Source organism: Nocardia carnea NBRC 14403 (assembly GCF_000308515.1).
In the GTDB taxonomy this organism is placed as follows: Bacteria; Actinomycetota; Actinomycetes; order Mycobacteriales; family Mycobacteriaceae; genus Nocardia; species Nocardia carnea.
Genome location: NZ_BAFV01000058.1, coordinates 167960 through 181689, shown reverse-complemented (window position 1 = coordinate 181689; position 13730 = coordinate 167960). Strand labels below are relative to the sequence as shown.

Sequence of the window (13730 nt, the reverse complement as noted above, 5' to 3'; positions counted from 1 at the left end):
GTAGTGCCGGTGAGATCCCCCGGGGTGAACGGGGGGATCGTCGCGAGGAAGGCCGCTCAGTCGCTGTTGCCGGTGAGGCTGATACCGCGGGTGGCGAGCCAGGGAATCGGGTCGATCTTATCGCTCCCGTTGAGCCACACCTCGAAATGGACGTGGGGGCCGGTGGAGAAACCACGATTGCCCATCGTGGCGATCTGGTCGCCCGCGAGAACGTACTCGCCCACCGATACCGTGGTGGTATCGACATGGCCGTAGACGGTGATGGTTCCGTCGGCGTGTAGCACCCGGACCCACATACCGAAGCCCGCTGCCGGCCCGGCGTCGATGATCTCGCCGTCGGCGACCGCATAGATCGGGGTCCCGATCGGTGCGGCGATATCCACGCCCAGATGCTGCACACCCCAGCGGGCACCGAAACCGGAAGTGAAGGATCCGGCGGCGGTGAAATGGGCGAACAGCGGCCGGTATTTGGCCTCCTCGGCCGCGGCCAGATCCTTCGCGAACTCCGCGCCGTTGGCCAGCATCTCGCCGAAGCGGCTGGTGTCCAGCGGTGCCCCTCCGGTGAGCATCTGTGGTGAATGCGGATCGACAGCCGGACCTTCGGTGGCCATCGACTGGGCGGCGATTTCGTGTACCGAGCCCGCCGCCTCGTAATCGGTAGCCTGTTCCGCTTTCTGCTGTTCGCCGGGCGCGGCGGTGGCACACTGCCCGGCCGCGACAACAGCGCCGGCCGCGACCGCAACCACGGCGGCCCGGCCCTTGAGCGCGGCCGGCGGGGCAGCGACCCGGTGGGCACCGCGGGAGCGGGCCGATCGCGATTCGTCGTCGGTTTCGGGCTTCGCGGGCCCGTTCGCCAGCGCCTCGGCGATCGTGCCGGGCCGGTTGTGCGGCGCGGCGTCGGCGGTGCTGCCGGCGGCGGGCTCGTCGGCCCAGGTCTGCGCCTCGCCCCAGCTCTGGTGGCTGTTCCAGTTCGGATCGCTGTGCCAGGCGGGTTTATCGCTGCGGTTCCAGCCGTCTTCCCCCTGCCAGTCGCGACCCGACCAGGCGGTGGTCTGCGGCTCCGGCCACGGTCCGGCCTGCGGCGCCGACCAGGTGGGCTGGTGTTCCTGACGGGCCGGTTCCGGCTCGGACCACGTGGTGTTCTGCGGCTCGGGCCAGGCAGCGGCCTGCGGCTCGGACCACCCGGCCGTTTGCGGACCGGACCATGTAGCCGGTTGGGGTTCGGACCACATGGTGGGCTGCGGCTCGGATGAGCCCCGGCCGGTGTGGGCGTCGCCGGATTCGGCCCAGCTCTGGTTGGTCGACCAGAAATCGTCGGCGGCGCTGCGCTGGGAATCACCGCGCTGGGAATCGGCGGCGGCGGAGGCCGCGGCGGTGTTCAGCGGACGCCTGCGTGCCCGGCTGTCGCCGGGGGTGCCGAAAGCGTTGAACGGCTGGGGGGCTTCGGCGGCCGGTGCACTGTTGCTCCGGGGCCGGCGCCGGTGGCCGTTGTGCTGGGCATCCAGGGTGCCGTGGTGGTTCATCAGCGGATCCGCATCCGATCGGCCATCCGAAGAGTTGTACAGGGGATACGTCCGGCCGGGGCAGAACGCGGTGGGAAGGCTGTCACCGAACGGCTCTGCGACTGCGGAGCGGTGTGCTGCGTCAAGCTGCCGTCCTCTCTAAACCTGCTCACGGGAGCAACATCACGGAGATCTCTACTCGCGCGACAACCGGATGCGCAAGCAACCACGCCTGGCGACGCTCGTGATCGGGCTGTGACATCGATCGGTTCGACGGTAACGAAACGATTGCGACGCGGCAAGCGGTAGGACGATTCCAAACGTTACTGTGACATTGATCACGTTTCAACGTTGTGATAGCTCACCAACGAAAACGTCGCGCAGTGATCCCGGAATCCGGCCGCCCGGAATCCGCCCGTCGCATCCCGGCGCCGCCTGGGAATCCGCCGAAAAGCTACTCGCCGGTAGCCATGGCCTGCGGGTTTGACCTCCCCGCGCCCGCGCCCGTGACCTGTGCCACTTAGGATGAACGTGCCCGATCGGCCGTCCTTATGAGTGGTTAGAGTCCGAACGACCCGCTACCGACGTCGGGCCGCCAACAAAGACGTTGTCATAGCAACGCAGACGAGACGGTGAATACATGGATCTCTTCGAATATCAGGCGAAGGAGCTCTTCGTAAAGCACGGGGTGCCTTCGTCGGAAGGCCGCGTGACCGACACTGCCGAGGACGCCCGCGCGATCGCCGCGGAAATCGGCAAGCCGGTGATGATCAAATCCCAGGTGAAGGTCGGTGGCCGCGGTAAGGCCGGTGGCGTGAAGTACGCGGCCACTCCCGAGGACGCGCTGACCCACGCGAACAACATCCTCGGCCTGGACATCAAGGGGCATATCACCAAGAAGATCCTGGTGGCCGAGGCGAAGGATATCGCCGAGGAGTACTACATCTCCTTCCTGCTCGATCGCACCAACCGCACCTACCTGGCCATGTGCTCGGTCGAGGGCGGTATGGAGATCGAAGAGGTCGCCGCCACCAAGCCCGACCGGCTGGCCAAGGTGCCGGTCGACGCAGTCAAGGGTGTCGATCTCGCGTTCGCCCGCTCCATCGCCGAGCAGGGCCACCTGCCCGCCGAGGTGCTGGACGCCGCGGCGGTGACCATTCAGAAGCTGTGGGAGGTCTTCGTCGCCGAGGACGCGACCCTGGTGGAGGTCAACCCGCTGGTGCGCACCCCGCAGGACGAGATCCTGGCGCTCGACGGCAAGGTGACGCTGGACGAGAACGCCGAATTCCGGCACGCCGACCACGCGGAGTTCGCGGACAAGGACGCGACCGATCCGCTGGAGCTCAAGGCCAAGGAGAACGACCTCAACTACGTCAAGCTCGACGGTGCGGTCGGCATCATCGGCAACGGCGCCGGCCTGGTCATGTCCACTCTGGACGTCGTCGCCTATGCGGGCGAGAAGCACAGCGGCGTGAAGCCGGCCAACTTCCTGGATATCGGTGGCGGCGCCTCCGCCGAGGTGATGGCCAACGGCCTGGACGTGATCCTGAACGATTCCCAGGTGAAGAGCGTTTTCGTCAACGTCTTCGGTGGTATCACGGCGTGTGACGCGGTCGCCAACGGCATCGTGAAGGCGCTGGAGATCCTGGGTGACGAGGCGAACAAACCGCTGGTGGTCCGCCTGGACGGTAACCGGGTGGAGGAGGGTCGCAAGATCCTCGCCGAAGCCGCGCACCCGCTGGTGACGCTGGCGCAGACCATGGACGAAGGCGCCGACAAGGCCGCCGAACTCGCGGCCCGCTGAGTCGACCTACTAGGGCTCGCCCAGTAAAGGACAAACAGAACTATGTCAATCTTCCTCAACAAGGACTCGAAGGTCATCGTCCAGGGCATCACCGGCGGCGAGGGCACCAAGCACACCGCCCTGATGCTGAAGGCGGGTACCCAGGTCGTCGGCGGTGTGAACGCGCGTAAGGCGGGCACCACCGTCGCGCACACCGACTCCGACGGCAACGCGGTCGAGCTGCCTGTGTTCGCCACCGTGGCCGAGGCCATGGAGAAGACCGGCGCCGATGTGTCCATCGCCTTCGTGCCGCCGAAGTTCTCCAAGGACGCCATCATCGAGGCCATCGACGCGGAGATCCCGCTGCTCGTGGTCATCACCGAGGGCATCCCGGTGCAGGACACCGCCTACGCGTGGGCCTACAACGTCGAGAAGGGTGCCAAGACCCGGATCATCGGCCCGAACTGCCCCGGCATCATCACCCCCGGTGAAGCGCTGGTCGGCATCACCCCGGCCAACATCACCGGCAAGGGCCCGATCGGACTGGTCTCCAAGTCCGGCACCCTGACGTACCAGATGATGTACGAGCTGCGCGATTTCGGCTTCTCCACCTCCATCGGTATCGGTGGCGACCCGGTGATCGGCACCACCCATATCGACGCGATCGAGGCGTTCGAGAAGGATCCGGAGACCGAGCTGATCGTGATGATCGGCGAGATCGGTGGCGACGCCGAAGAGCGGGCCGCGGCCTACATCCAGGCCAACGTCACCAAGCCGGTCGTCGGTTACGTCGCCGGGTTCACCGCGCCCGAGGGCAAGACCATGGGTCACGCGGGCGCCATCGTGTCCGGTTCCTCGGGTACCGCCCAGGCGAAGAAGGATGCGCTGGAAGCCGCGGGTGTGAAGGTCGGCAAGACGCCGTCCGAAACCGCCGCCCTGGCGCGCGAGATCCTGGAGAAGGCTGCCGTCAGCGCTTGATCCGGTGGTCCGGTAGAACTCGGGAGGCCGTCCGCATACGCGGGCGGCCTTCTGCTTTCCGGGCTGCGCTGCGGCGATACCGTCCGTGTGGTCCCGGGGTTGTCCACAGCTGGGTTGTTCGGTGATGACCTGTTTGCGTGTGTGCAGTAGCGTCAAAGGGAATTCAGCTGTCAAGTACGTATGACTCGACCTAGGAGACGACGACATGTCATACCCGACCGGGGGCTCCGGGTACAACGCACCCGTTCCGCCCTCCGTACCGCCCAATCCCGGCCAGCCACAGGCGGCCGGTGGTGCGAATGCCGCTGAGGCCGGCGGGAAAGGCCTGCCGTTCTTCCTGACCATCGGTGCAGCTGCCGTGGGCGTGCTCGCCTTCCTGCTGGGCTTCCTCGCCTATGTGGGCGCGGATACCGATATGGACCTGCCCTCGTCGGCCGATACCAGCCTGAATCTCTGGGAGTACCAGGAAGCCTCGATCGGCGGCTTGCTGCTGATCGCGGGTCTGCTCGCAGGTCTTTCGCTGCTGCCGAAGCAGAACTGGGTCGGGGTTTCCGCGGCCATCGCGACCGGTACCTTCCTCACCATCCTCTTCCAGCTGTTCACGCTGCCCGAGGGCGCCAAGGCCGAGATCGGGCTGTACCTGATCCTGGTTCTCGCGCTGGTCCAGGCCGGTCTGGCGATTGCCGTGGTGCTGTTCGATGCGGGCATCCTGTCCCCGCCGGCCGCCCGCCCGTCCGCGCCGTCCGGTTTTCCGGCCGGTCAGCAGCAGCAGGGCTACGGCCAGCAGCAGTACCAGGGTCAGCAGGGCTACGGCCAGCAGCCGGGCTACGGTCAGCAGCAGTACAGCAGCGGCCAGCAGCAGCAGCCGGGCTACGCCCAGCCGGGCCAGCAGCAGGGTTACGGTCAGCAGCAGGCCTACGGTCAGCAGCAGCCGCAGCAGGCTCAGCAGCAGTACGGTCAGCAGCAGTCGCCGTACGCCGGCGGTCAGCAGCAGCAGTCGCCGTACGGGCAGCCGCAGCAGCCGCAGGCGGGTTACGGTCAGCCGCAGCAGCCGGGCCAGCCGGGGCAGCCGGCCCAGCCGGCCCAGCCGTTCGGCGGTGAACAGGGCTCCGACCCGGCCGGTGACGCCACCCGCGCGTTCCGCCAGTCCGACGACCAGAAGTGATCCTCGGCGGTCCCCGGCGCGGCGCGCCTGAAGCGCCCGCGCCGGGGCAGCTGCCACTCTGAAATCCATGAGTGCCCCGCGTACCTCGTCGAACCGGCCGTTCCGGGGCGGGCGCCGGGTCTCGGCGTCTTCGGCCGGTGAACCGGGTTCGCTCGCTCTACCACCCGACCGCGCTCGGGTGTTGCTCTACGTCGCATTCCGGCCCGCGGCCTTCGCCCTGGCCGTCATCGTGGTCGCGATACTCGCGACACTGCTCACCGCAGGCAGCGATCTCACCGGTCTCAGCGGTGCCGTCGCCGCGGGCTGGCTCGCGGTACATCAGGTGCCGCTGACCATCGGCACCACCACCTTGGGCCTGCTGCCCGTGCTGGCCACCGCGCTGGTGATGTGGGCCGCTGCCCGGGAAGCCGTGGCCGCCACCGGCTCCGATCCCACACGTGCCGAAATCGGCTGGCTGCTCGGGGCCGGGGCCGGTGGGCCGCTACTCATCACCGCCGTCTGCCTGGCGGTCACCGAAGACGCGTCGGGATCCATTGCCCTGCAACGCCCCAACCCGCTGGCCGCCTTCGCCTGGGTGCTCGTTCTGCATCTGCTCGCCGTGGGTGCCGGGATCGTGTTCCGTTGCCGGGAGCGGATTTTCGACCGCCTGCCCTACGACGCGATCGCCGCGGCCTATGTGGCCGGGCGGGCGGCCCTGCGATTGCTGGTCGCGTCGGCCGTCATGATCGTGGCCGGACTCGTGCTGAACTGGTCGCAGGTCGGCGATACCTACGGTGGCGCCGAGAACTTCGTGGATGTGCTCGGCCTGACGTTGCTCTCGCTGGTGTATTTCCCCAACGCGGTGATCGCCGGAGTGGGTGTACTCGTCGGCCCGGGGGTGCAGTTCGGTGACGCCTCCGTCGGGGTGTTCACGGTGGTCGGCGGTCCCGTACCGGCGGTTCCCGTGCTCGCGGCCGTGCCGACCGGTCCGGCGGCACTCTGGTGGGCCGTTCTGCTGCTCGTACCGGCGGCGATCGGCGTGTACGCCGGGGTGGAATCCGCCCGGGTGAGTTATGACCGGCCGGCCGCGCCGTGGGCGTTGTTCGCCGCGGCGGGTATGGGAAGCGCAGCGCTCACCGCACTGGCCGCACTGGCCGGGGGGGAACTGGGGAATTTCGGCCGCCTGGGTGTCGAGTTGCCGATCTTCGCGATCGCGGTCTTCGCCTGGCTCTCCATTCCCGGGTACGCCGGTTTGCTCTACGCACGGACCTTCCTGGTCTCGTTCCCGACCCCTCTGCTGCGCCATCCCGACGCGTTGTTCGATCCCGCGGACGCCGACGAGGACGATCGCGACGAGTATTTCCCCGGCTATCCGGAGCATATCGCCGCCTTGCCGGCCGGGAAGCTGCCCGAACTGCCCGCGGATACCGCCACCTCCGCCGACCGCTATGCGGATCTGCTGGAGCAGCCCCGCGACGAGCCGGTCGGCCCGCAACCACCGCTGGATGTCGAGGTCGTGGACGGGGAGCCGGCCGAGCCCGGATCGCGGCCACTGTCGGATTCGGTGGAATCGGAGACCGAAATCGTGGACGCCGAAGTGGTCGAACCCGGCCCGGCCGACGACGAAACCAGCGACCGGCGCTAGCCGGGGCGCCGGCTGCGGCATCGGTCAGCCGACCGCCGCCGGATCCGCCGCGAATCGCGTCTACTAGGCTCTATCCGTGCCCGCGGGCCCGGTCATGCCACCGGGTGGCGCCCGCCCACCGCCCCTTCGAACTCCAGGAGTAGAGCCCTGACCGCCCCGGAACCCACCGATTCCCTCCCGGCCGGCCTGGTCGTACTCGCCTCGGGAACCGGCTCGCTACTGCGCGCGCTGATCGAAGCGGCCGCAGATACCGCATATCCGGCGCAGATCCGGGCCGTGGGTGTAGACCGGGAATGCGCCGCCGCCGAGCATGCCGCGGCCGCCGGTATCCCCGTGGTGCGTATCCCGGTCGGCGATTACCCCGACCGTGCCGCCTGGGATCGCGCGCTCACCGATTCGGTCGCCGGATACGCGCCCGACCTGGTGGTCTGTGCCGGTTTCATGAAACTGCTCGGCCCCACATTCCTGGACCGGTTCGGTGGCCGCATCATCAATACCCACCCCGCGCTGTTGCCCGCGTTCCCGGGTGCGCACGGCGTGCGCGACGCACTCGCCTACGGTGTCCGGGTGACCGGTAGCACGGTGCATCTGGTGGACGCCGGGGTGGACACCGGACCGATCCTGGCGCAGGAAGCAGTACCGGTGCACCCCGATGACGACGAGCCCACCCTGCACGAGCGCATCAAAATCGTGGAGCGACGGTTGCTGGTGGACATTGTCGCCGCCGTCGCCACCCGCGGAATTGTCTCCGATGGACGAAAGGCAGTGATCCCAGATGAGCGAGTTCTCCGGTGAGTGAACGCAAGACCATCCGCCGGGCGCTGGTGAGCGTCTACGACAAGACCGGGCTCGGGGAGCTGGCGACCGCGTTGCACGCGGCGGGAGTCGAACTGGTGTCCACCGGTTCGACGGCCGCCCGGATCGCCGACGCCGGTGTGCCGGTGACGAAGGTCGAGGAGCTGACCGGTTTCCCGGAAACCCTGGACGGCCGGGTCAAAACCCTGCACCCGCGCGTGCATGCGGGCATCCTCGCCGATACCCGTAAACCCGAGCATCTCGCGCAGCTCACCGAACTCGGGGTCGAGGCGTTCCAGCTGGTGGTCGTGAACCTCTACCCGTTCAGCGAGACGGTGGCCGGCGGCGCCACCCCGGACGAATGCGTCGAGCAGATCGATATCGGTGGCCCGTCGATGGTGCGCGCCGCGGCGAAGAACCATCCGTCGGTCGCTGTGGTCGTCGACAGCGGTGACTACGACCGGGTACGCAAGGCGGTGGCCGAGGGCGGATTCACCCTCGCCGAACGTACCGCGCTGGCCGCCAAGGCCTTCCAGCACACCGCGAGTTACGACGTGGCCGTGGCGACCTGGATGGCGGAGACGCTGACCGACAGTTCCTCCGGCGATACCGAGTTCCCGGCGTGGATCGGCGGGAGCTGGCAGCGTTCGGCAGTGCTGCGGTACGGCGAGAACCCGCATCAGGCGGCCGCGCTGTACACCGGCGGTTCCGGCGATCGGGGTCTGGCGCAGGCACAGCAGTTGCACGGCAAGGAGATGTCGTACAACAACTATGTCGACGCCGACGCCGCCTGGCGCGCCGCGTACGACCACGCCGAGCCCGCGGTCGCGATCATCAAACACGCCAATCCCTGCGGTATCGCGGTGGGTGCCGATATCGCCGCGGCGCATCGCAAGGCGCATGCCTGCGATCCGGTGAGCGCCTACGGTGGTGTGATCGCGGCGAACCGCGAAGTCACCGTCGAGATGGCGCAGCAGGTCGCGGAGATCTTCACCGAGGTGATCGTGGCGCCGTCCTACGCCGACGGTGCGGTGGAGGTATTGCAGCGCAAGAAGAACGTGCGCATCCTGATCTCCGAGCCGCCACGGCGTGCGGGTGCGGAACTGCGCCCGATCAGCGGTGGCGCCCTGCTCCAGCAGCGCGATGTCCTCGACGCGGCCGGTGACGATCCCGCCGGCTGGACGCTGGCGGCCGGCGATCCGGCGGACGCGGAAACCCTCGCCGATCTGGCATTCGCGTGGCGCGCCTGCCGGGCGGTGAAATCGAACGCGATTCTGCTCGCCCACGACGGCGCCTCGGTCGGTGTGGGGATGGGACAGGTCAACCGGGTCGACGCGGTCGGTCTCGCGGTCCAGCGGGCCGGTGATCGGGCCAAGGGCTCGGTGGCCGCCTCGGATGCGTACTTCCCGTTCCCGGACGGCCCCGAGACGCTGATCCAGGCGGGTGTGCGGGCGATCGTGCAACCCGGCGGTTCGGTCCGGGACCAAGAGACCGTGGATGTGGCCCGAGCGGCCGGGGTCACGATGTACTTCACCGGCGCCCGCCACTTCGCCCACTGAGCTGTGTCTTTTGCGGCGCCTTCGGCGCCGCGGGTTTCGGCCCCCTTTGGTCCCTGCTGTCCGCACTCGATGCTCGCGGCTGCGCCGCGTCGCATCGAGCACGGACAGCAGGGACGGGCCGAAACCTTTCAGGGCCTCGCTGGACTCGGCTGCGCCGTTGGTTGCGTTCGGGGCACGGCCGAAATCCTGTCAGGCCTCACTGGAATCGGCGCCGCGGCTTTCTCGGCGCTACAGCGGTTGGCAACCCGGGCCGCATGGGTCGGCGGAGAAGGTGCCGACGAGGTTGAACATGAGGCTCAGAACTTCGGCGGATCCGGAGGAGACCGGGCCGGACAATGCGGAGCCGCTGGGTTCGTGCATGAAGCCCGAGCCACTGGAGGTGTCGTTCACCGGCTGCGGAGCGGGTACGGCCGGGGCGGCCGGTTCGAGGGGGAGACCGGGAGCCGCTGCTGCTACGCCGGTGATCGAGCCGAGCGTCAGCGCGGCCGCGAATACGCCGGAGACCAGTACACGCTTCATTCTGTTGTTTCCTGTCGTCGACCGCCGGGGCGGTTCGGAGATCCTACTCGCAGTACGTTAGGGAAACCCGTTCCGAACGGATAGCCGAGATTTGCTGTGCCCCTAGAACTCTGGTCATCAGCGGGTGCGGTGACAGGGAGGGGCCGGATAGCGGACCACCGGCTCAGACCGCGCTGAGTACCCGGCGTTCGCCGAGCGGAGCGTCCAACTGGATCTCCAGTGTGCCGAAGACCGCCATCATCACGCACATCTTGTCGGTGGCGTCGGCGCGGGTGCCGCTGCGGAGTTCTACGGTGACCGTGGTTTCGGTTTCGGTGACCGAGGCATCCACGCCGTAGCACTCAGGGACCCCGGATTCGAAATGCACGGCGATCCGGTCCTCGGCGACGCGGGTCCAAGAAGTGAAGGTGATGGGGTGGGCGCCGACGATGGACGGGTCGGCGGTGAACATCTGCCCGGGGTCGGCGGTGGGGTCCTCGGTCGGTGTGCTGGGTGGTTTTTCCGAGGTGGTGGTCGCCGACGGTCCGGGGGACAGACCCGGCTCCGCGCCGGTGTCGTCGCTGCCTCCGCAGGCCGTGACCGACAGCGCGGTGCAGATGGTGAGAATCGCCAGGAACCCGCGCGCTGAGATCATGCGGACGACTCTAGCGGCCGGGGCCCGGCGTCGCGGGCCGGTGGCCGGGGCTGCGGGGCCGGTGCCGGTGGCTGCGGGCAGGTGACCGGAGAGCTACGGTGCCCAGACAGTTGAATGCCCGGTACCGCTGTGCGGTACCGGGCATCGCAGCGTTAGGTATGCGATCAGCGGTTGGTGAAGGGAAGCAGCGCCATTTCGCGGGCGTTCTTCACCGCCACCGCGACCTGCCGCTGCTGCTGCGGGGTCAGGCCGGTGACCCGGCGGCTGCGGATCTTGCCGCGATCGGAGATGAACGTGCGTAGCAGGTTCACGTCCTTGTAGTCGACGGTTTCGATCCCCGCGGCGATGAGCGGATTCTTTTTCGGCCGGCGGGCCTGCTCGGCGCGTGCCTTCTTCGACGGGCCTCGTCTGATTGCCATATGACCGGCTCCTAACTCACGAGATCAGTGGGTTTACCAGCTCGATTTGTGCACACCGGGTAGTTCGCCCCGATGGGCCATCTCGCGTACGCGCACCCGCGAGAGGCCGAACTTCCGGAGGTAACCGCGCGGTCGACCGTCGGCGGTGTCCCGATTGCGCAATCGTACCGGACTGGCGTTGCGCGGCAGGCGGCGCAGGGCGGCCTGTGCGGCCAGGCGTTCGTCGTCCGGGGTGGTGGGTTTGCGGATGAGTTCTTTGAGCTCGGCCCGGCGTTCGGCGTACCGCACCACGACCTCGCGGCGCTGGGCGTTTCGGGCAATCTTGGATTTCTTGGCCATTACCGTTCCTCGCGGAAGTCGACGTGTTTGCGGATTACCGGGTCGTATTTCTTCAGGATCATCCGGTCGGGATCGTTGCGGCGGTTCTTGCGGGTGACGTAGGTGTATCCGGTGCCGGCGGTGGAACGCAGCTTGACCAGCGGCCGGAGCTCGTTGGATTTGGATGCCATCGTGGTCTCCTCAGATCCGTTCGCCGCGGGCGCGCAGGCGCGCCACCACGGCCTCGATACCGTCGCGGTCGATCGTCTTGATGCCCTTCGCCGAGACGTTCAGGGTGATCCGGCGGCCCGCACTGGGCAGGTAGTAGGTCTTGCGCTGGATATTGGGGTCCCAGCGGCGGTTGGTGCGTTTGTGGGAATGCGAGACGGATTTGCCGAACCCGGGTTTGCGGCCGGTGACCTGGCAGTGGGCCGACATAGCGGCTCCCTTCGACGGAGAACGATGACGACCGCCGTCGGAGCGATGATGATGACAATCGTTTTCGACAACGGCGAGTCGACACTGTAGCGTGTGTTCGGTCCTAAATGAAAATCATTGCCGAAAGGGTCGTGGTGTCCATTTCCGCAAAAGCATCCGCAGGCCACCGCGATCGCCGTACTCCGGTCGTTGTGGTCGCCGGTCTGCACGGCGATCCGGCCGAAACCGCCGGTCTGGTCGCCGGTGCCCTCGGCGCGGCCGACGGCACCGTGATCGTCCGGCACGATCTCACCGAACTCCGGCAGGGGATAGTCCGCCGAACCGTGCACTCCGCCGGAAAGACCTCCGAATCCGTACACGAGCTCGCCCACGGCTGTGTGTCGTGCACGCTGAAGGCGGATCTGCTGCCGCTGCTGTGCACATTGGCTGCGCGCGCCTCGGTGCACCGCATCGTGCTCGCACTGGATCCCGCCTTCGAGGCCGAGGCGGTCTGCGAAGGGATCGCCGAAATACCGGTCACGGGAATCGTCGGCCGAGTGGACGGGCCGGCGGCGCGCGATGTGCGTGTGGCCGCAGTGGTGACCGCGATCGACGTCCGTATGTGGACTGCCGCGGCCACGGGGGACGCGACGCTCGAAGAGCTCGGCTGGGCCTGGGCCGACGACGACCGGACGGTCGCGCAGCTCGCCGTCGGGCAGGTCGACTTCGCCGACGCGCTCGTGGTGGTGGGCGGTGCGGATGTGGACCCGCTGGAGCGCGCCCGGTCGGGCGCCGTACTTTCCCGGTTGGCCCCCACGGCGCCGGTGCTCTGGCCCGAATCGGCCGCCGCGATCACGCCCGCCGCGATGGACGCACTGCTGAGCCTCGTGCCCCCGGAATCCCGCCGCGGCCGGATCTTCGACGCGCATGCGCCGCTGCTGCGCGGCCGGCCACCGCTCGGGGCGGACAACGGGGTGGAACTGGTGGAGTTCGCCGCGCGCCGGCCGTTCCATCCGGAACGGTTGCACGGTGCCTTGGACATGCTCTTCGACGGCGTGGTGACCGCCCGCGGCCGGATCTGGCTGGCCACTCAACCGGATGAGGTGGTGTGGCTGGAATCGGCAGGTGGTGGCCTCCGGATCGGTGGAGCGGGCCGGTGGCTGGCGGCCATGTCGGCCGACGAGCGCGCCGCCGCCGATCCGGAACGACTGGCCATGGCCGGGATGCGCTGGGACGAGCGATTCGGCGACCGGGATATCTCGCTGGTCATCCTGGTGCACGACGCCGATCCGAACGAGATCCGGGAGGCGCTGCATTGGGCGCTGGTGGACGACACCGAACTGCTGCAGGTCGAACGGGCCCCGCAGTTGGTGGCCCGGTGGCCGGATCCGTTCGGGGAATGGCATACCGACCCCTGCGCGACGGATGAACCCGACCCTGCCACCGCCGGCGAGGCGCGGGGAACCGAAACGGGCGAACGTGCCCGGAAGGAGAAATGATGAAACCGGGAATCCACCCCGACTACCGGCCGGTCGTCTTCGAGGACGCGAGTACCGGCAAACAGTTCCTCACCCGGTCGACGGCCGGCGCGGACCGGTCGATCACCTGGTCGGACGGCAACACATATCCGCTGCTGGTCGTCGATGTCACCGCGGATTCGCATCCCTTCTGGACCGGTGCGAACCGTCTGCTGGACACCCAGGGCCGGGTGGAGAAATTCGAGCGCAAGTACGGCAAGCGCGGCGCGCGCGCCCGGAAGGAGAGCTGATATGGCGGTCCCCAAGCGGCGGATGTCGCGGTCGAATACGCGTAGCCGGCGGGCGAATTGGAAGGCCACGCCGCCGGATCTGGTTCCGGTGACGGTGGGTGGCGCCGTGTATCGCGTACCGCGCCGGTTGGTTGCGGCGGTGCGGCGGGGTCTGATCGATCCGGACGAGTGGAAACGCCGCTGATCTGTCATGCCCCCTAGATATGAATCCGCCTCCGCGGCAGGTCTATCCGGCTCGTTTCCAGGCCG

16 protein-coding genes are annotated in these 13730 nt (G+C 68.2%); 9 read left to right on the top strand and 7 right to left on the bottom strand.

The window, feature by feature from the left end:
- Positions 1-56: 56 nt before the first annotated feature.
- Entirely contained in the window at positions 57-1523 is a 1467-nt protein-coding gene (locus tag ON22_RS38590) for a peptidoglycan DD-metalloendopeptidase family protein (protein WP_051157946.1), read from the bottom strand.
- A gap of 619 nt (positions 1524-2142) precedes the next feature.
- Between ON22_RS38590 and sucC the strand changes: the two genes are divergently transcribed.
- The 6 genes from sucC to purH all read left to right on the top strand — a co-directional run bounded on the left by sucC (position 2143) and on the right by purH (position 9406).
- Entirely contained in the window at positions 2143-3306 is a 1164-nt protein-coding gene (gene sucC / locus ON22_RS22445) for an ADP-forming succinate--CoA ligase subunit beta (RefSeq protein WP_033243526.1), read from the top strand.
- A gap of 42 nt (positions 3307-3348) precedes the next feature.
- Complete coding sequence (gene sucD, locus ON22_RS22440; protein WP_033243525.1) at positions 3349-4263, top strand: succinate--CoA ligase subunit alpha; 915 nt, start codon at positions 3349-3351, stop codon at positions 4261-4263.
- A 205-nt stretch (positions 4264-4468) separates the two neighbouring features.
- On the top strand, positions 4469-5428 hold the full coding sequence (locus tag ON22_RS22435) for a DUF5336 domain-containing protein (RefSeq protein WP_033243524.1): 960 nt from the start codon (positions 4469-4471) through the stop codon (positions 5426-5428).
- 67 nt (positions 5429-5495) lie between these two features.
- Complete coding sequence (locus ON22_RS22430) at positions 5496-7052, top strand: cell division protein PerM (RefSeq protein ID WP_051157945.1); 1557 nt, start codon at positions 5496-5498, stop codon at positions 7050-7052.
- A 147-nt stretch (positions 7053-7199) separates the two neighbouring features.
- Positions 7200-7847, top strand: coding sequence for a phosphoribosylglycinamide formyltransferase (gene purN, locus ON22_RS22425; RefSeq protein WP_033243523.1), 648 nt, complete (start codon positions 7200-7202; stop codon positions 7845-7847).
- The gene (purH, locus tag ON22_RS22420; RefSeq protein ID WP_033243522.1) at positions 7844-9406 is read left to right on the top strand and encodes a bifunctional phosphoribosylaminoimidazolecarboxamide formyltransferase/IMP cyclohydrolase; all 1563 of its coding nucleotides are present in this window, start codon (positions 7844-7846) and stop codon (positions 9404-9406) included. The genes purN and purH overlap by 4 nt, the downstream gene beginning before the upstream one ends.
- Before the next feature lie 228 nt (positions 9407-9634).
- Here purH and ON22_RS22415 read toward each other — a convergent pair whose 3' ends face one another.
- The 6 genes from ON22_RS22415 to rpmB form a co-directional block, all read right to left on the bottom strand.
- Positions 9635-9925 (bottom strand): hypothetical protein, encoded by a 291-nt coding sequence (locus ON22_RS22415; RefSeq protein WP_033243521.1) that lies wholly within the window; start codon positions 9923-9925, stop codon positions 9635-9637.
- A gap of 163 nt (positions 9926-10088) precedes the next feature.
- On the bottom strand, positions 10089-10559 hold the full coding sequence (locus ON22_RS22410) for a hypothetical protein (RefSeq protein ID WP_033243520.1): 471 nt from the start codon (positions 10557-10559) through the stop codon (positions 10089-10091).
- A 164-nt stretch (positions 10560-10723) separates the two neighbouring features.
- Entirely contained in the window at positions 10724-10978 is a 255-nt protein-coding gene (rpsR, locus tag ON22_RS22405; protein WP_033243519.1) for a 30S ribosomal protein S18, read from the bottom strand.
- 33 nt (positions 10979-11011) lie between these two features.
- Complete coding sequence (rpsN, locus tag ON22_RS22400) at positions 11012-11317, bottom strand: 30S ribosomal protein S14 (protein ID WP_033243518.1); 306 nt, start codon at positions 11315-11317, stop codon at positions 11012-11014.
- Complete coding sequence (gene rpmG / locus ON22_RS22395; RefSeq protein ID WP_033243517.1) at positions 11317-11487, bottom strand: 50S ribosomal protein L33; 171 nt, start codon at positions 11485-11487, stop codon at positions 11317-11319. Before rpmG ends, rpsN begins: the two co-directional genes overlap by 1 nt.
- A 10-nt stretch (positions 11488-11497) precedes the next feature.
- Positions 11498-11734, bottom strand: coding sequence for a 50S ribosomal protein L28 (rpmB, locus tag ON22_RS22390; protein WP_033243516.1), 237 nt, complete (start codon positions 11732-11734; stop codon positions 11498-11500).
- Between the two features lie 107 nt (positions 11735-11841).
- Between rpmB and mrf the strand changes: the two genes are divergently transcribed.
- Genes mrf through rpmF form a run of 3 tightly spaced genes read left to right on the top strand, consistent with a single transcriptional unit; the run spans position 11842 to position 13665 of the window.
- Positions 11842-13212 (top strand): ribosome hibernation factor-recruiting GTPase MRF, encoded by a 1371-nt coding sequence (gene mrf / locus ON22_RS22385; protein WP_081595758.1) that lies wholly within the window; start codon positions 11842-11844, stop codon positions 13210-13212.
- The gene (locus ON22_RS22380) at positions 13212-13481 is read left to right on the top strand and encodes a type B 50S ribosomal protein L31 (RefSeq protein WP_033243515.1); all 270 of its coding nucleotides are present in this window, start codon (positions 13212-13214) and stop codon (positions 13479-13481) included. The genes mrf and ON22_RS22380 overlap by 1 nt, the downstream gene beginning before the upstream one ends.
- A gap of 1 nt (position 13482) precedes the next feature.
- Entirely contained in the window at positions 13483-13665 is a 183-nt protein-coding gene (gene rpmF, locus ON22_RS22375; RefSeq protein WP_033243514.1) for a 50S ribosomal protein L32, read from the top strand.
- Positions 13666-13730 lie beyond the last annotated feature (65 nt).